This window comes from Pseudomonas sp. RL_105y_Pfl2_101 (assembly GCF_963970585.1).
Classification (GTDB): Bacteria; Pseudomonadota; Gammaproteobacteria; order Pseudomonadales; family Pseudomonadaceae; genus Aquipseudomonas.
Genome location: NZ_CAXAPG010000026.1, coordinates 48,075 through 65,834 on the forward strand (window position 1 = coordinate 48,075; position 17,760 = coordinate 65,834).

At 62.3% G+C, this 17,760-nt stretch carries 11 protein-coding genes; 8 read left to right on the top strand and 3 right to left on the bottom strand.

Annotated elements, in window-relative coordinates; translation table 11 throughout:
- The first annotated feature begins 9 nt into the window (after positions 1–9).
- Positions 10–705, top strand: a complete 696-nt coding sequence (locus tag AACY31_RS21970; protein WP_339505075.1) for a tRNA (adenine(22)-N(1))-methyltransferase — start codon at positions 10–12, stop codon at positions 703–705.
- Positions 706–838: 133 nt separating this feature from the next.
- On the opposite strand, the gene AACY31_RS21975 is transcribed toward AACY31_RS21970, so the two are convergent.
- Entirely contained in the window at positions 839–1,216 is a 378-nt protein-coding gene (locus tag AACY31_RS21975; protein ID WP_339483190.1) for a hypothetical protein, read from the bottom strand.
- Between the two features lie 347 nt (positions 1,217–1,563).
- On the opposite strand from AACY31_RS21975, the gene AACY31_RS21980 reads away from it, so the two are divergent.
- From AACY31_RS21980 to AACY31_RS21990, 3 genes are all read left to right on the top strand, one after another.
- A complete protein-coding gene (locus AACY31_RS21980) occupies positions 1,564–2,826 on the top strand; it encodes a serine hydrolase domain-containing protein (protein WP_339483188.1) in 1,263 nt (420 codons plus the stop codon).
- A 115-nt stretch (positions 2,827–2,941) separates the two neighbouring features.
- A complete protein-coding gene (locus AACY31_RS21985) occupies positions 2,942–4,279 on the top strand; it encodes an alginate export family protein (RefSeq protein WP_339483187.1) in 1,338 nt (445 codons plus the stop codon).
- Positions 4,280–4,318: 39 nt separating this feature from the next.
- On the top strand, positions 4,319–5,422 hold the full coding sequence (locus tag AACY31_RS21990) for a polyamine ABC transporter substrate-binding protein (protein WP_339483186.1): 1,104 nt from the start codon (positions 4,319–4,321) through the stop codon (positions 5,420–5,422).
- A gap of 41 nt (positions 5,423–5,463) precedes the next feature.
- Here the strand turns inward: AACY31_RS21990 and AACY31_RS21995 are convergent, their stop codons facing one another.
- On the bottom strand, positions 5,464–6,075 hold the full coding sequence (locus AACY31_RS21995; RefSeq protein ID WP_339483184.1) for a TetR/AcrR family transcriptional regulator: 612 nt from the start codon (positions 6,073–6,075) through the stop codon (positions 5,464–5,466).
- 359 nt (positions 6,076–6,434) lie between these two features.
- On the opposite strand from AACY31_RS21995, the gene AACY31_RS22000 reads away from it, so the two are divergent.
- The 3 genes from AACY31_RS22000 to AACY31_RS22010 are packed head-to-tail and all read left to right on the top strand — an operon-like array spanning position 6,435 to position 10,871.
- Positions 6,435–8,156 carry a type I secretion system permease/ATPase gene (locus AACY31_RS22000; protein ID WP_339492988.1) on the top strand — a complete coding sequence of 574 codons (1,722 nt, stop codon included), beginning with the start codon at positions 6,435–6,437 and terminating at the stop codon, positions 8,154–8,156.
- Complete coding sequence (locus AACY31_RS22005) at positions 8,149–9,519, top strand: HlyD family type I secretion periplasmic adaptor subunit (RefSeq protein ID WP_339483180.1); 1,371 nt, start codon at positions 8,149–8,151, stop codon at positions 9,517–9,519. The genes AACY31_RS22000 and AACY31_RS22005 overlap by 8 nt, the downstream gene beginning before the upstream one ends.
- A gap of 2 nt (positions 9,520–9,521) precedes the next feature.
- Entirely contained in the window at positions 9,522–10,871 is a 1,350-nt protein-coding gene (locus AACY31_RS22010) for a TolC family outer membrane protein (protein WP_339505076.1), read from the top strand.
- 334 nt (positions 10,872–11,205) lie between these two features.
- Here AACY31_RS22010 and AACY31_RS22015 read toward each other — a convergent pair whose 3' ends face one another.
- The gene (locus AACY31_RS22015; protein ID WP_339505077.1) at positions 11,206–16,818 is read right to left on the bottom strand and encodes a putative Ig domain-containing protein; all 5,613 of its coding nucleotides are present in this window, start codon (positions 16,816–16,818) and stop codon (positions 11,206–11,208) included.
- A gap of 407 nt (positions 16,819–17,225) precedes the next feature.
- Here AACY31_RS22015 and AACY31_RS22020 point away from each other — a divergent pair, with 407 nt between their 5' ends.
- Positions 17,226–17,669 (top strand): CopD family copper resistance protein, encoded by a 444-nt coding sequence (locus tag AACY31_RS22020; RefSeq protein ID WP_339483175.1) that lies wholly within the window; start codon positions 17,226–17,228, stop codon positions 17,667–17,669.
- Positions 17,670–17,760: the final 91 nt, after the last annotated feature.

The following is a 17,760-nucleotide window of genomic DNA, read 5'->3' on the forward strand; positions in this document are numbered from 1 at the left end:
GAACTGCAGTTGAACGAACAGACCTTGTCCATGCGCCTGGAGCGCGTGGCGGCGCATATGCCGGCGGGTGCGCACCTGGCCGATATCGGCTCGGATCACGCTTACCTGCCGGTGGTCTTGCTGCGCCGCGGCGCCATCGCCATGGCGGTGGCTGGCGAAGTGGCGCTGACGCCGTTTCGCGCCGCCGAACGCACCGTGGGCGAGAATGGCCTGGAACAGCAGATCAGCGTACGCCTGGCCAATGGCCTGGCGGCGATCGAGCCGGAAGACGGGATCACGGCGATCAGCCTCTGTGGCATGGGCGGCGAGACGATCCGCGACATCCTGGACAGCGGCAAAGCGCGGTTGAGCGGCCAGGAACGCCTGATCCTGCAGCCCAATGGCGGTGAGCAACCGCTGCGCCAATGGCTGATGGAACACGACTACCGCATCCTCTGCGAGGAGGTGCTGCGGGAAAACCGTTTCTACTACGAGATCATCGTCGCCGAGCGCACCGGGCCGGTGACGTACACCGCCGAGGAGCTGTACTTCGGCCCGCTGCAACTGCAAGCCCGCACCCCGGCCTTCCTGGCCAAGTGGCAGCGCCTGCTACGCCAGAAGCAAAAGACCCTCACCAGCTTCGCCAAGGCGCGGCAAGCCGTACCGGAAGAGAAGCTGCAAGACACTGCCCGGCAGGCCCGCTGGATCACTGAGTTGTTGGCTTAAGTCGCTGAGGTGGGCTTTACCGACGTCATCGCGAGCAGGCTCGCACACAAGGGGTTGCGCCAGTCCTTTTTGTGGGGGCGAGTTTGCTCGCGATGAGGCCATCAGCTTAATGCCACGGTCTCCAGCCGCCTGATTATCGACCCACCACCGGGTAGTGCTTGATGCGACACGCATACGAGTTGCCGTCGCCTTTACAGACGCCATCCAGGTAGCGATAGTCGACCTGTAGTGACTGTCCTTTGCGGGGCCATTGCCGGCGGGGCAGCGTGGCTTGGTAGTCCGGGGTTTCCGGGGTGAAGGTCAGCATTGAGCCTTGCGCCGGACACTCCACCAAGGAGGACTTCGGCCTGGCCTTCACGATCTGCGCCTGCAACTGCGGATAGGGTTGTTTCAGGACCTGGACGATACGCAGCTCCAGGTGGCAGATCTGCCACGTCGAGGCCTGGACCGGCTCGCATAGGAAGGCGAGCGTCAAGGCAGACAGTCCGAGGCATGCTGTGTGAGTGTTCATGGTTGCCCTTGTTCGAGGTGCTGACGTTTGCGCGATCATAGCGTGGCATTGCGCCTTTGCCTGGCTCAACCGTCCTCGCGGCGTGGGGCGATCGCCAGGATGATGAGACGCTGGCCTTTGATCTATTGCTTGCGACTCAAGTGTCTGGGACAAGATCGCAGCCTCGCTTCGCTCGACAGCTCCTACGGACGTAGCCCAGCGGTATCAGGTTCCCTGGCAATGGTTGTTCCGCGGGTCGGTGCTGAAGGAACAATGTCGATAAAAAGTTTTATTGACTAAAGAATTACATCGAGTAATTATTCTCCTGCATCTGCTTTCACGCAGAGTCATTTTGCAGGGGCAACCCGATGAATCAGAACACCGTGCCTTCACTGGCCAGTCTTTACGTCGAGACTCACGAATCGCCATCTGACGCACGCCTGGCACCTTCCCTCATGCAAGGCTTTCCCGCCGACCCCCAGCGCCGCGTCACCTGGCACAACTGGATGAGCCCGCCGTTCAACCAGTGGGGCTTCCGCAACCTGGCGCGCTTGCGTCCTTCCATCGACGTGCAGGCCGGCAGCGGGCCGGTCAGCGCGTTCAAGCAGGCGCTCCAGCCGCTGGATGCACTGCACTTTGACAGCGAGTGTGGCTTGAGCATCAGCGTGATCGATCACCTGGTCGCCAGCCAGACCGATGCTTTTCTGGTCTTGCAGGGCGACACCGTATTGTTTGAGCGCTACTTCAACGGCCAGCATCCCCAGGACCGGCACATCATGTTTTCGGTGACCAAGTCGCTGATCGGTGCCCTGGGCGAGCAACTGGTCTGCGAAGGCCTGCTGGACCCGATTTTGACGGCGGCCCATTACGTACCGGAACTGACCGGTAGCGCGTTCGGCGATGCGACCGTGCGCCAATTGTTCGACATGGCCGTGGCCGTCGATTACAACGAGGTCTATGAGGATCCGGATTCGGAGAGTTCCCAATACGGCTACGCCTGCGGTTTCCAGCCGGCCCCGGCGCAGTACACGACGTTCGAATCCCTGTACCAGTACTTGCCGTCACTGAGGAAACGCGGCAATCACGGCGGCTTTTTCCATTACGTGACGGCCACCACCGAGGCGTTGGCCTGGGTCATGGAGCGGGCGTCTGGCAAGGCCTGTCACCAATTGCTGCAGGAGGTCTGGAGCCAGTTGGGCTGTGAACGTGACGGCTATTTCCTGGCGGATCCCTGGGGCCGCAGCGTGGCCGGTGCCGGGTTCAGCGCGACCTTGCGTGACATGGCGCGCTTCGGCCGCCTGCTGGCCAACGAGGGCCGTCAGGACGGGCGACAACTGCTCTCGGCCGAGGCCATCGCCGGCATCGCCGCCGGTGCCGACCCCGCGATCTATGGCGCATGCGCCGACTTTTCGAGCTGGACCCCCGGCGCGTCCTACCGCAGTCAGTGGTATGTCTTCAATGACCACAGTCAGGCGCTCATGGCCGGTGGCATCCATGGCCAATACCTGTTCGTCGACAAACCGTCCGGCGTGGTGATCGTCAAGCAGTCGTCCCTGGGTGAGGCCGTCAGCCCGTTCGACGGCGACAGCGTGCGCATGCTGCGGGCCATCGCGGCGCAACTGACGCCCTGACTTCATCCGATAAACACAAGAATTTCGTTCCGCTCACCTGGCCCAGCCAGGTGTTGGCGCGGGTTTGCGCCGCCATTCACTGCCCTGTAACAACAATAATCAACAGGAGCTCCATATGGTTTCCATGATGCGTTTGTCCCGAGCGTTTCTCGTGCTCGGGTTACCCTTGACCGCCCAGGTTGCCTGGGCGGGCTACACCTTCGAGGAGGGCAACCTCAAGGGCGAAGTCAACTTAACGGCCGGTGGCGCAGTCTTGTCCACCCGCAACGTCAACTTTGGCGGCGGCGTGGTGGACATGCGCAGCGGCAAGAATGGCGGCACGAAAATCGACTGGCAGGAGTTCTACGTCAAGCCGGGCATCAAGTTGGAATACGCCGTGCAGCCGGATTTCAGCCTGTTGGCTGGCGGCTCCCTGGTGGGCGCGACCACCTTCGGTGATGGCGATGCCGGTGGCTTCACCCGTAGCTCCGACGGCAAGGTGTCGACCGAAGAGTTCTATGGTGGTTTGCGCGCTGGCGAATGGACGGTCACCGGCGGTCGCCAGAACTACATGATCGGCAACGGTTTCATCGTGATGGATGGCAACCTCGACCAATTGAACGACGGTGCCTATTGGCTCGCCCCACGCACTGCCTTCAAGGATTCGGCGGTGGTCGCCTGGGACCATGGCGCGTTGAAGGTCCAGGGCTTCAGCCTGGGCACCGACAGCGACCTGGGTGACTTTCGCATGAGCGGCGTGAACCTGGACTACAACCTCGACGACCAGGTGACGCTGGGCGCCACCGCGTTGAAGGTCAAGGCCATGGGGCCCAAGGGCAGCACGTTGCCGCGCCGCCGCGATGGCATGCTGGTTTACAACGTCAGGGCGCTGAATGCCAAGCTCCCGGGTATCCCGGACCTGACCCTCAATGCCGAATATGCCCTGGAACGGGGCAGCGGCGAAGGCGTGGACTACGATGCCAAGGCCTGGTATGGCCAGGCGGATTACACCTTCAGCACGCTGCCGTTGACCCCGGTGATCGGCTACCGCTACGCGAGTTTTTCCGGCGACGACAACCTTACAGACAACCGGCAGAAAGCCTGGGACCCTTTGAGCAAGGGCTTCGTCGACTGGAGCACCTGGCTGATCGGCGATGTCGTCGGCAACTACCTGATGTTCAACAGCAACGAAAACGTCCAGCAGTTCTCGCTCAAGACTCACCTCAACGAAACCCTCACCCTCGGTGCGATCCACTACCAGTTCTGGCTCGACGAAAAAAACTACATGGGCACCGCCGTCAGCGACAAACGCTTTGCCGACGAGAGTGTAGTCTTCCTGGATTGGGCGCCTTCGAAGTCGTTGTCCACCTCGCTGTCCTACAACTGGGTCAAGCCCATGGCAGCGGCCAAACAGGTCTTCGGCGACGATCGGAAATTCAGCGCGCTGGAACTCTACTTCACCTACCGCTATTAAGTGCCGCGAGCCTTCGCGGCCGCGCTGGAGTGTTAGATCATGAACATGTTTTTGCGCAACACCTTGCTGGGCGCTGTCGTTTCGATGCTGGTCAGTGGCGCAAGCCTGGCCGAAGAGCGGACGGTGCGAATCTACAACTGGATCGAGTACCTGCCGCCAGAAATCCTCAAGAGTTTCCAGGAGGAAACCGGCATCCGTCCCATCTACGACGTCTTCGACAGCGTTGAGACATTGGAGTCCAAACTGCTGACCGGCAACTCCGGGTATGACGTGGTGTACCCGAGCAGTTCCAACGTCAGTCACCTGATTGCCGCCGGCGCCGTGCAACCCTTGGACCGCAGCCAGTTGCCGAACTGGGAGCATCTGGAACCCGAGTTCATGAAGTCCCTGGAGGCGGTGGGCGATCCCGGCAACCGCTATGCAGCGCCGTATCTGTGGGGCACGACCCTGATCGGCTACAACGTCGACAAGGTGCGCCAGGTATTGGGGCCTGATGTGCAAATGAACACCTGGGACATCCTGTTCAAGGAAGAGAACATGGCCAAGCTGGCCAGTTGTGGCGTCGGTCTGCTGGACGCCGCCAACGAGATCGTGCCCATTGCCTTGCACTACGAAGGGCTGGACCCCAACAGCCAGAAACGTGGGGACTACGCAAAGGCGCAGGCGGCCATGCTCAAGGTGCGGCCGTACATCACCTACTTCAATTCATCGCGCTATGGCATGGACCTGGCCAACGGTGATATCTGTGTCGGGGTGGGTTGGTCCGGTGGTGTGGCACTGGCCAAGCGACTGGCCGAAGACGCAGGGAAGGGGGTGAAGGTTGAGCTGGCGCTGCCCAAGGAAGGTGCGCCGATGTGGTCGGACGTCATGATGGTCCCCACCAATGCGCCTCATGCCAAGGAGGCCTACGCGTTCATCAACTACATCTTGCGTCCAGACGTCATCGCGAGGATCAGCAACAAGATCGGCTACCCCAACCCGAACAAGGAAGCCACGGCGTTGGTCAATGCCGACATTCGCAATAACCCCGCCATGTATGTGCCGGACGAGGCGCGCAAGACCCTGTTCGCCTTGGAGCCGGTGCCGGCCGCCGTGGAGCGGATCCGCACCCGCACCTGGACCGGCATCAAGACCCATCGCTGATCGGCGTGACCCGGCGTTGCGGCGCCGGGTCCCTCGTTGGATCAGGCGCGCATGCCCAGAAAGAGCAATTCAGTGATGCGTCTGACCTGAGCGGAATGTGCCTCGATGTCCGGTTGCTCCTGGTTGACCAACCTGAACAACTGCAAGTGCGAATAGTCGTTCAACAGGAACGCGGCGAGGTCGACGTCCAGGTCGGCGCGTAGTTTGCCGGCCTGTTGCAATTCCCTGATCAGCCCACTGATTTCGGCCCTGAGCGCATCGTTCATGGCGCGATACCCCTCGGGCAGCCCGTTGTCGCCGCCAAACAGGATCAGCGGCAGCAACTCGCGCCACAGGCTCGGGTGCATGACCTCCAGTGCGTAGCCGGTCAACAGCCGCTCCAGATAACACAGCGCTTCGACCGGGTCTTCGATTTCAGGCATCTGGCTGCGGGTGTCCGTGAGCGCGCGCTGGTCGGCGTCGTGCAGGATCTCCAGGATGATTTCCTGCTTGTTGCCGAAGTACTTGAACACGGTGGGCGCCGATACGCCGGCCTGGCTGGCGATTTGTTCGATGGTGGTGTTCTGGAAACCCTGGCGCTCGAACAGCTCGACCGCCGCCTTGCTGATGGCTTGGCGGCGTTCGGCTTTTTGACGTTCACGCAGTCCGCTCACGGGTGGTCCTTGTCGTTGGGAAGATGAGGATAGAGGGCCGGCGCTCCCACAGGGTTTGTCGTTGCCATCGGCGCTCAGGTATCACGCAAAATACTTAACTGAGTAAAACTTTTAAAGCAGTCATTTCGATCGTGTCGTTCTCAAGAGCAGCCTTCCACTGGTCATGGAGGTGAAAACACTCACCTCGGGCGGGCACTTACCTAAGCTTACGTTGTCAGTACTTGGCGTCCGTAGCGACGACGATCGGCTCAGATGGCTGCACGTCAGCAACATGACGCTCTTTTTTTTGACGCCTTCGGGCACGTAACTCGCGATGGATTGCGCCGGGACCGACTATTCCTATTGCGGGTTAATTCTCTATGCGCTTTCTACTCGATCCGCGTCATGACATTGATGCTGCCTTATTGAGCTACCGTCGGGTGTTCTGGGCCCTGGCATTGTTCAGTGGCGTGATCAATCTGTTGGTGCTGGTGCCTTCGCTTTACATGATGCAGGTCTACGACCGGGTCCTGACCAGTCGCAACGAAATCACCTTGTTCATGCTCACCTTGATGGCTTTGGGGCTGTTCATGTTCAGCGCCCTGATCGAGTGGGTGCGCGGCGAGGTGATGATTCGCATGAGCGCGGGGCTGGACGATGCCTTGGGCGAGCGGATTTTCGACGCGGCCTTCGCCCGCAGCCTGCGCGAGCACAACGCCAACCCGGCGCAGGTGCTCACCGACCTGGCCACGCTGCGCCAGCTGATTACCGGGCAAGGCCTGATTGCCTTGCTCGATGCACCCTGGCTGCCGATCTTCCTGCTGGTGGCGTTCATCTTTCATCCCTGGTTTGGCGTGCTGACGCTGGTGCTTGCCCTGGTGCTGATCGGCCTGGCGCTGTGGGGCGAACTGGCGACGCGCACGCGCCTGGGCGAAGCCAATCGCCTGGGGGTGCAGTCGTCTATCTATGTGAACAGCACGCTGCACAATGCCGAAGTCATCCAGGCCCTGGGCATGCTCGGGCCGCTGCGCCAGCGCTGGAGCCTGTTGCAACAACGGATCATTGCCGCCCAGGCCCATGCCAGCGACCGCAGCGCGCGTATCACCTCGACGACCCGTTTCGTGCGTATCTCCGGGCAGTCCCTGGCGCTGGGGCTGGGCGCCTTGCTGGTGCTTGAAGGCCAACTGTCGGCAGGCATGATGATTGCGATGTCGTTGTTGCTGGGGCGAGCCCTGGCGCCCGTGGAAATCGCCATCGGCTCGTGGAAGCAATTCAACGCCGGACGTCAGAGCTACCAGCGCCTGAGCCAATTGCTGGCCGAGCATCCGCGCAAGCGCCTGCGCATGCCGTTGCCGCCACCTACCGGCGCGGTGCGCCTGGAACAGTTGTATGTCGGCCCGCCGGGTGCTTCGCAGCCGATCCTGCGGGGGATCAATTTCAGCCTCGTCAAGGGCGACGTGCTGGCCGTGGTTGGGCCCAGTGCCAGTGGTAAATCGACACTGGCCCGTGCCCTGGTCGGGGTCTGGCCGGCCATGGGTGGGTCGGTGCGCCTGGACGATGCCGAGATCAGCCAGTGGTCCCACGACGCCCTGGGCCCGCACCTCGGCTACCTGCCCCAAGACATCGAGTTGTTCGACGGCACGGTCGCCGACAACATCGCCCGTTTCCATGAGCAGGATGCTGACCAGATCATCGCCGCCGGACGGCATGCCGGCATCCACGAAATGATCCTGCGCTTTCCCAAGGGCTACGACACGCCGTTGGGCCCCGGTGGGCTTGGCTTGTCCGGTGGGCAGAAACAACGCCTGGGCCTGGCTCGCGCGCTCTACGGACGGCCAACGCTGATCGTGCTCGACGAGCCCAACTCCAATCTCGATGATGCCGGTGAGCTGGCGCTGGTGCAGGCCATCAATGCGCTCAAGGCGACTGGCAGCACCGTGGTGTTGATTACTCACCGACCCAATGTGCTGGCGGTGGTCGATCACATCCTGGTGCTCAAGGACGGTACTCAACAAGCATTCGGCCCACGGGACCGGGTGCTCAAGGCATTGATGCCGGGGCCGAGACCGGCCGCGGTCAGGGAGGCGGGCGGCGATGCGTGATCTGACTCCGGAGACACAAGCGCGCAGCGACCAGGGGCTGAGCGTGTGCAGCACCACGACGCTGCCCAGCGCCAGCACCGACGCCGGGAGCGCGGCGCGTTATGGCGTGGGATTCCTGGTCCTGACGCTGGGTGGTTTCCTGCTCTGGGCCTGCCTGGCGCCACTCGACCAGGGGGTGGTGGGCAGCGGCACCGTGGTGGTGGCGGGGGAGCGCAAGGCCGTGCAGTCGTTGGTCGGCGGAGTGGTGGAAAAGCTGCTGGTCAGCGATGGCGACCGCGTCACCCAGGGGCAATTGCTTGTGCAACTCAACACGGTGCAGGCGCAGTCGCAACTGGACGTGACCCTGGGCAAGCTGCTCAACGATCGCAGCATCGAGGCGCGCTTGATTGCCGAGCGCCTGGGCAGCGCCGAGATCCAATGGCCCGCGGAACTGCTGGCCCACGCCGACGAGCCACGGGTCAAGGCGGCGATGGCCTTGCAGAGCCAGTTGTTCCTTACCCGCCGCGCGGAGCTGGGCAGCCGCTTGCAGATCATCGAGCACGAAGCCGCGGCGTTGCAGCAACAACTGCTTGGCTACGAAGGCGTCAAGCGCAACTACGACGCGCAGATGCGCTTTCAGCAGCAGGAGCTTGAAGGCCTGCGTGACCTGGCTCGGGAAGGCTACGTTCCGCGCAACAAACTGTTCGAGGCCGAGCGCAACGCGGCCCAGTTGGCGGGGCAAATCGCCTCCGGCGTGGGCGATGTCGGCAGGACTCGCCAGGCGATCAACGAAAGCCGGCTCAAGGCCTTGCAGGCGCAGCAGCAATTCCGCCGCGATGCCGAAACCCAGCTCAGCGAAGTCTCGGCCGAGGCGGCCGGTTATGCCGATCAGATTCGGGCCTTGCAATTTGAAGTCGACAACGGTGCGATCCGCGCGCCAGTGGCCGGGCAGGTCATGGATGTGAGCATTCATACGGTCGGCGGCGTTGCCCAGGCCGGCCAGACCCTGATGCAGGTGGTGCCGCTGGATGCGCCGATGGCGATCACCGCGCGCTTCGAGCCGCTGATGGCCAACAAGCTGCGCCCGGGCCTGCCGGTGCATGTGCATTTCACCGCGCTGCAACGGGTGGATACGCCGACGGTCACCGGCACGGTGACGACGGTGTCGGCGGACCAGTTGATCAATGAACAGACGCACCAACCGTACTTCTCCGCCAAGGTCGAGATTCCCGCCGACACCGTGGCCGCGTTGCAGAGCGCCGGCCTGCTGGTGCGCCCCGGCATGCTCGCCGATGTCACGGTGGTGACGGGCGAACGCACCTTGATGAATTACCTGATGAAACCTTTGCGTGAACGCTTGCTGGCAGCCTTCAAGGAGGAATGAGCATGGTCGACCGTTGCCCCTACCGTTTGCGTGTGCTGATGGGCTTGTGTGCGGCTTGGGCGATGCTCAATCCGGTGTGGGCCGCTGAGACTGGCCTGAGCCTGACCGCCGCCTACGATGCTTCGCGCCTCAACGATCCGACCGTGCAGTCGGCGGCCCACGCTTTTGAAGCTTCGCGGCATGAAGAGGACATCGGTCGTGGCGGCCTTTACCCGCAAGTGTCGCTGACTTCGCGCTACGGCTACGGCGGGCGGACCGACGGCGGCGACGACAGCACCTACGTCAACAGCAACGATTACCAGGCGAACAACGTGACCCTGGTGGCGCAACAACCGCTCTATGACAAGGCCCGCTGGGCGGCGTATCAGGAGGGCAAGGCACGCGGTCAACTGGGCACCCAGGTGTTCGATGTGGCCGGCCAGACCCTGTATGACCGGGTGGCGAAGGGCTATTTCAACGTCGCCCGGGCGGAGAACGAGATCAAGTTGATCACCCAGCAAAAGTCCGCCATCCAAGGCCTGGTCATTCAGAGTAAAAAGCTTTATGAGGGCGGTCAGGGCGCGATCACCGATATCGACGAAGCCCAGGCGCGGCTCGATCTGGTGCAAGCTCAGGAGGCTGAAGCCCAGTCGCGCCGCGTGGCGGCTTTGCGGGCCTTGTCCGGGCGAGCCAGTGTGCTCATCGATGACATCTTGCCGATGCGCGAAGAATTGGCCGCCGGTAGTCCGATCCCGCCGGAGCAGGACTTGCCGTACTGGACGGCGATTGCCCGTGAAGCCAGCCCCGAGCTGGCTGCTCGGCTGGCGGCGGTGAAAGTGGCCGAAGCTCAGGCTGACAGTCAGCGCGCCGGGCATTATCCAACCTTGTCGCTGACCACCCAGTTGACCCGCCGGGAAACCCGTCAATACCAGGAACTCGACCCGCGCCAGGACACCTACTACGTGGGTGTGCAATTGGATATCCCGTTGTATCGCGGCGGGGTGGTACGGGCGTCGGTGGCCAAGGCCGAAGCGCAACTGGCCGGCGCCCAGTCTGACTACGACGTGCAACGCCAGCAACTGGCCGAGGATATCGAGGCCGATTACCTGGGCGTCGTCGCCGGGTTTGCCAAGAGCAAGGCGATGCAGCGGGCGGTGGCGTCCAATCAGCGAGCACTGGCCTCGACGGAAAAAGGCTTCCAGGGCGGCGTGCGTTCCACGGTGGATATTCTTGACGCACAGCAGCGGGTATTCCAGGCCCGTCGAGACCTGCTCAACACCAAGCTCGACATGCTGCAAAGCTATGTGAGCCTGCACACCCACACCGGCCAGATGAACCGCGCGGTGCTGGAGCAGGTGCAAAGCTTGTTCTAGACAATCCAGGGCTCAAGTTTGCAACTTATCCCTGTGGCGAGGGAGCTTGCTCCCGCTGGGCTGCGGTAGGCGCTGGCGAAGGCTGCGATCTTTTGATCTTTCACTTAACACTCAACAAGGCCTGAAAAGATCGCAGCCTCGCTTCGCTCGACAGCTCCAGCGCAGCCGAGCGGGAGCAAGCTCCCTTGCCACAAAAACGGTCTAGGCCCAGTGCTTGCCTTCAAGCACAACACGCCCCCTGTGGGAGCGGACTTGCTCGCGATAGCGGTGGGTCAGTCAGCATCCATGCTGAATGTGCCGCAGCTACTGCGGGCAAGTCTGCTCAGGAGGGCAATCAGGCGGTGAAGTCGCTGGCGTGCAGCTCCTTGACGCCGACCAGTTCGAATTCGAACTCGGGGGTGGAGTCGGCGTTGGTGCTGCCGGAGAGGATGCCATCGACGAAGCGCAGCTGGCCGGTGGCGTTGGTGGCGTCGAAGGCGTTGCTGCCGATGAAGGTGAAGGCATCGACTGTGGCCGTCAACGGGTTGGCGTCCAGGCCGGTGAGGTCCAACGTGTCGAACTCCGCGCTCTTGAAGCCGCTGATCACATCGCGCAAGGCCCCGACGCCCATGTCCGACAACGCACCAAACACGTAGGTGTCGGCGCCGGTGCCACCGGTGAGGTTGTCGGTGCCTGCGCCGCCGATCAATCGGTCATCGCCGGAACCACCTACCAACGTATCGTTGCCGGCCCCCCCGTCGAGGACGTTCGCCGCACTGTTCCCCGACAGGGTGTCGGCGTAGGCACTTCCCTTCAGGTTCTCGATGAACTTCAAGGTGTCCAACCCGGACCCCACGGTGTTCTGTTGCGCCGACGTCGAGAGGTTGACGGTCACGCCGGACAGGGCGCGCTCAAAGCTGGCCGTGTCGATGCCATCGCGTCCATCCAGTACATTGTTGCCGGCGCCGGCGAACAGCGTATTGTCCAGCGCGTTGCCGGTGCCATTGGCGGCGCCGGTGCTATCGATATACAGGTTCTCGACGTTGCTGCCCAAGGTATAGGCCGCCAGGTTGCTGTGCACGCTGTCGATTCCGCCGGTCACGGTATTGCTGTTGGTTTCGATCACGCTGTCGTCGGCATTGTCGACAAAGTAGCTGTCGTTGCCATCGCCACCGCTCAGGCTGTCGGCCCCTGCGGCGCCGTCCAGCACGTTATTGGCGGCATTGCCGGTGATGAAATTGCGTCGTTCATTGCCGGTGCCGTCGATGTCCGACACACCGGTGAGCACCAGGTTTTCCAGATTGGTGCCCAGGGTCCAACTGACCGAGGCTTGCACCGTGTCGATCTGCGAGGTTGAGGTGTTGGTTTCCACCACGCTATCGAAGGCATTGTCGACCACGTAGATGTCGTTGCCATCACCACCGCTCATGCTGTCGGCACCCAGGTCACCATCCAGCATGTCGTTGCCTGAACTGCCCAGCAGGGTGTCGTCCTGGTCGGTACCGGAGATCATCCCGCCCTGGTTCTGGGCGTTGTCGAAGATGTCCTGCACGCTGTTATTGTCGTTGGGGTTGCCCTGGAAACCGAGGTCATCGGCAATGTAGTCCGCCAGGCGTTGGCCAACGATTTCCGCCGATTCCTCGTGCAGGTGCCAGACGTCATCGGGGTACACCAGGGGATCGACTTCGTAGCGCAAGGGCAGGTCGGTGTAATCCACCGCCAGCTTGACGTCGGCGCGCTCGGCGGCGATGGCTTCCTGAGTGGCGCGCACATAACCGACACCCTCGACGATGGACGCGATTTTCTCTTGCGAATAACCACGGGCCCGGGCCGCATCCTCCTCGTAGTGACCGGTTTCCATCAGGTACACGCTGAAATTGCCGAACTGGGCGTGCAAGTAGTCGAACACTTTCAGGGTCGCAGCCTTATAGGCCGCTGCTGCCGCCGCTTTGTCGGTGGCGCGGGCGATTTCCTGGGCGGCTTCCTCGCCCTGGCCCCAGATGATGCCCATGGTGACGTTATCGATCGACTGCAGTTCGGTGAGCTGGTCGCGCAACAACGTCACCGCCCGCAACAGTGCCGGCCCGGGCTGGTTGGTGTCTGTCAGCCACCAGCACAGCTGGAGCGCCTCGGCGCTGAGTGTGGAGAGGCCGTTGACCGTGCTGCCGCCCACCGCGATGTCGATGCCGTTGCCATCGGCATCGGTGAACTGGCTGCGCACGTCGTAGGTGGTGTAACGGTCCAGGTCATTGACCAGCATCGACGTGCCGGACTGGTCGTCGTCCTCGGTCATGCGCAGCAGGCGTGCATTGGATTGGCCGAGGGTCGGCAAGTAGAGGATGTCCTGCTGGGCACGCTCGCCGAAGACGAAGTCGCTGGCGGTGAGCGTGTTGAGGTAGTTGCCACTGAGGGCGATCTCGAAGCGATTGCCGTCGGCATCGGCTTCGGCGGACTTGATGTAGGTCTTGTCGCCGGCCGCGTTCAGGGTCATGTACAGCGTGCCGTTGCTGCCATTGCCGAGGCCGAGAAAACCCAGCCCCGAGACATCGATTTTGTCGACGCCGACGGTGAAGTCATAAATCGTGTCGGTGGCCGTGACGCCTCCGGTGTCGTAGTCGCGGTAGCTGTCCAGCACGTTGGTATAGCGGAACGTGTCGGTACCGTCGCCGCCGTACAGCGAGTCGCGTCCCACACCGCCGTCGATGATGTCCGCGCCGGTGCCGGCCTTGATCGTGTCGTTGCCGCCCAGGCCAAGGATCAGGTCCGCGCCTGTCGTGCCATTGAGGGTTTCGGCGTTGTTGGTGCCGGTGATGGTGTTGGCGGGCGTGTCGGCCACCACCAGGGCGAAGCTGTCACTGACCGAGGCGCCCGAGGGATCGGTGGCCTTGACCAACACGTCGTAGTTGCCTGCCGCGGTGCTGGTTGGGGTGCCACTGAAGGTCAGGCTGGTGGCATTGAAACTCAACCACGCGGGCAGGGCGTTGCCGTTGGCGAGGGTGGCGGTGTAGGTCAGTACATCCTGGTTGGCGTCTGTGAAGCTGTTGCTGGCCAGGGTGTAGCTCAAGGGGGTGTTTTCACTGGCGTTCTGGTCCAGCAGCGCGATAGCCACGACCGGCGCCACGTTGGTGGTGGGGTTCTGATCGGCGAAGATAAAGTGACTGGCCGTCAGGCTGCCGGTCAGGTTACCTGCTAGCGACACTTCGAAGCGATTGCCGTTGGCGTCGATCGTGAAGTCCTTGAGATAGGTGCGGTTGGTCGAGGCGCTGTAGGTCACCTGCAGCGTGCCGTCACGGCCATTGCCCAGGCCGGTGTAGCCGAGCGTCGAGACGTCGATCTTGTCCGCCGCTACGTCGAAGTCGAGGATCTGGTCACTGGCGCTGGTGGAGCTGGTGCGGTAGCTGTCGAGTTTCGAGGTGTAGCGGAACACATCGGCCCCGGTGCCACCGGTGAGTTTGTCCACCCCGGTGCCGCCGACCAGGATGTCGTTGCCGGCGTCGCCATCGAGGGTGTCGTTGCCCGCGCCCCCGAACAATTGCTCATTGTCCGCGGTGCCGGTCAGCGTGTCGTTGTTCGGCGTGCCATTGATCACAATGGCGATGGGGACGTCCTGCACGGCGAGGGTAAAGCTATCGCTGACGGTGGCGTTACTGCCGTCGGTTGCGGTGACCTGGATGGCGTAGGTGCCCGACGCGGTGTCGGGCGGCGTGCCGCTGAAGGTGCGGGTGGCGGCGTCGAAGATCAGCCAGCTGGGCAGGGCACTGCCATTGGCGAGTTTGGCGGTGTAGCTCAGGCTGTCGTTATCCGGATCGGTGAAGCTGGTAGCCGGCACCACGTAGCTGAACGGGGTGTTTTCGGTGGCGTTCTGGTCCAGCAACGGCGTCGCCACCACGGGCGCCTGGTTGGTCGGCGACGACGTGGCGAAGACGAAGTTGGCGCTGGTCAGGGTGTTGAGGTAATTGCCGTCCAGCGCCACTTCGAAGCGGTTGCCGTTGGCGTCGGCCTCCAGGGACTTGATGTAGGTCTTGGTGCCGGCACTGTTGAGCACCAGGTACACGGTGTTGTTCTTGCCGTCCCCCAGGCCGGTGAAACCCATGGCGGAGAGCTCGATCTTGTCGGCGCTGATGTCGAAGTCGGTGATCAGGTCGCCCAGGTTGGCGCCGCCGGTGTTGTAGTTGCGGTAGCTGTCCAGGCGGTTGGAGAACACCAAGGTGTCCGCCCCGGCGCCACCGGTGAGGGTGTCCTTGCCAGCACCGCCGTCGAGCTTGTCGTCGCCGGCGCCGCCGCTGAGGCTGTCATTGCCCGCCAGACCAAGCAGGGTGTCGGCCGCATCGCTGCCCAGCAGCGAGTCGTTACCGCTGGTGCCGGTGATCACGCGATTGAAGATGAAGTTGCTGGCGGTCAGGGTGCTGGCCAGGTTGCCTGAGAGAATCAGCTCGAAGCGATTGCCGTTGGCGTCGGCGTCGTAGTCCTTGATGTAGGTGCGGTCACTGCTGGCGCTGTAGCGGACCTGCAGGGTGCCACCACGGCCATTGCCCAGGCCGGTGTAACCGAGGCCAGCGAGGTCGATCTTGTCCTGGGTGACGTCGAAATCGGTGATGGTGTCATCGAAGCTGGTGGTGGCGTTGCGGTAACTGTCCGATTGCGCGACGAACCGGAACGTATCGGCACCGGTGCCACCGGTGAGTTTGTCGATGCCGGCGCCGCCGACGAGGGTGTCGCTACCGGCCGCGCCATTGATGGTGTCGTTGCCTGCGCCGCCGTAGAAGATCTCGTTGGCGGCGCTGCCCAGCAGCGTGTCGTTGCCCGCCGTGCCTTGCACGGTGGTCATGGGCACCGTGGCGCTGACGTAGCTACCGTCGCCATAGACCAGCGTGGCGCCCTTGCTCGTGTGGCTGATGGTGTTGGCGATGATGGCGTTGCTGTCGGTGCCGTCTTCGTTGCGCTCTGCCACGCCATAGGTCGACAGGTCGCTGCCGCTGATGGTGTTGCCCTGGATGAGGTTGTCGCTGCCGTTGAAGTACTTGCCGGACACGCCCTGGGTGTCGTCGTAGGACTGGATGATGATCTCTGGTACGGCACCGCCCAGGGAATTGTTGTTGAGGGTGTTGTCGATGATTTCGACGTGGTTGCTGCCGTAGATGCGGATCCCGGCGCTGTTGTTGTCGTGAATGTCGATGCCGCTGACGGTCACCACGCTGGAGAGCTTGATCAGCACCCCTTCGGCGCCGTTGCCATACACCTCGCCCCCGGTGATGGTGATGTTGTTGGGCGAGGGGATGTCCTCGCTACCGCGCTGGACCACGATGCCATTGCCGCCGTTGTCGTAGGCGACGTTATTGGTCATGGTGAAATCGTGGGTGCTGGTGACGACGTTGAAACCGTGGCGGTCGTTGTCGTAGGCGATGTTGTTTTCGAAGGTGCTGTCACTGAGGAAGTCGGCGACGAAGCCGTCCAGGCCGTTGCCGTGGGACACGCTGTTCTTGATGATCATGTTGACGGTTTGCTCGTGGGGGTCGAAACCGTACCCGGAGCAATCCTTGATCTCGACGCTGTCGAGGGTGACGTTGGAGTCGTAGCCTTCTTCGCCGGGAATATAGCCGTTGAACCAGCCGTCGACCTTGCCGGTGGTGTTGCCCCGGTTGCCGTCGATGGTGAGGTTGCTGACGCCGAAATCGTGGGTTTCCTCACCGTAGGCCGAGCGGATAATGCCGGTGATCTTGGTGTCGGAGCCATCGGCCACTTTGACCGTGGTTTCGCCTATGCCGTCGCCGTACAGGTAGACGTTGCTCTTGAGCATCAGGCAGCCATCGGAAGGTTCCTCTCCTGCCGAAACGATGTAGGTGCCGGTGGGCATGTACACCTGCCCACCGCCGGCCGCGGCCGCCGCATCAATCGCACTCTGGATGGCTGCCGTGTCGTCTGTGATGCCATCTCCTTTGGCGCCAAAATTTTGTACGTTGAAAATCATAAGCTTATCTCCGTATCAGGCTTCAACCTAGGTAGACGTCAACATTCCATCGACGACCTCCGAGTTATGACCCAGCGGCGCGCAAAAGTTGTGACCACATATCGGGGAAAGTGTCAAAAAGTCGGACTAACTGATCAGTGGTATTGTCGGGATGAGCAAAAAACAACGTTCCGTTGACGCTTTCAAGGCCGAATGACGTTCTTTTGTAGGAGCGGGCTTGCTCGCGAAGGCGGCGAATCAGTCGACATTGCCGTGACTGACACACCGCTTTCGCGAGCAAGCCCGCTCCCACAGGTTCTGTGGCGACTGATAGGGGGTTCCTTGATTGACATCAACCTCACTTTCGGGACAGCGCGATAACCTCGAATAAACCATCGCCCCGCTGCAGAGGGCGACCGAGGACGCTCATGAGTTATCCGTTGTTTCTGACCTTGCATCTGTTTGCCGCGCTGGTTTTCATCGGCACGGTTTTCTTCGAAGTCCTGTTCCTGGAGAGCATTCGCAAGCAACTGCCCGCCAAGGTCATGGTGTTGCTGGAGCAAGGCATCAGCCAACGCGCTCGGCAGTTGATGCCGTGGGTGCTGCTGGTGCTGTTCGGCGCGGGCATTGGCATGGTCTGGCTGCGCTATTGGCCGGTGCTGTCGTCGCCGCTGCAGTCATCCTTCGGGTTGCTGCTGGGGTTCAAGGTCCTGTTGGCGGGCAGTGTGCTGGGGCATTTCCTCTGGGCCATGTGGCTGTTCAGGAGCGGGCGCATGAACGCTCGCTACGTGCGCATCATTCATACCAGCGTGTTCCTGCATATGGTCGCGATCGTGCTGCTGGCCAAGGCCATGTTCTACGTCACCTGGTAAGCGCTGGCGGGTGGTTCCAAGGCGCTTGATACAGGTCAAGGTGCCCCGGCGGGTTACCCCGCAAACTGCTCCCGCACAGCCACTCGGAGAT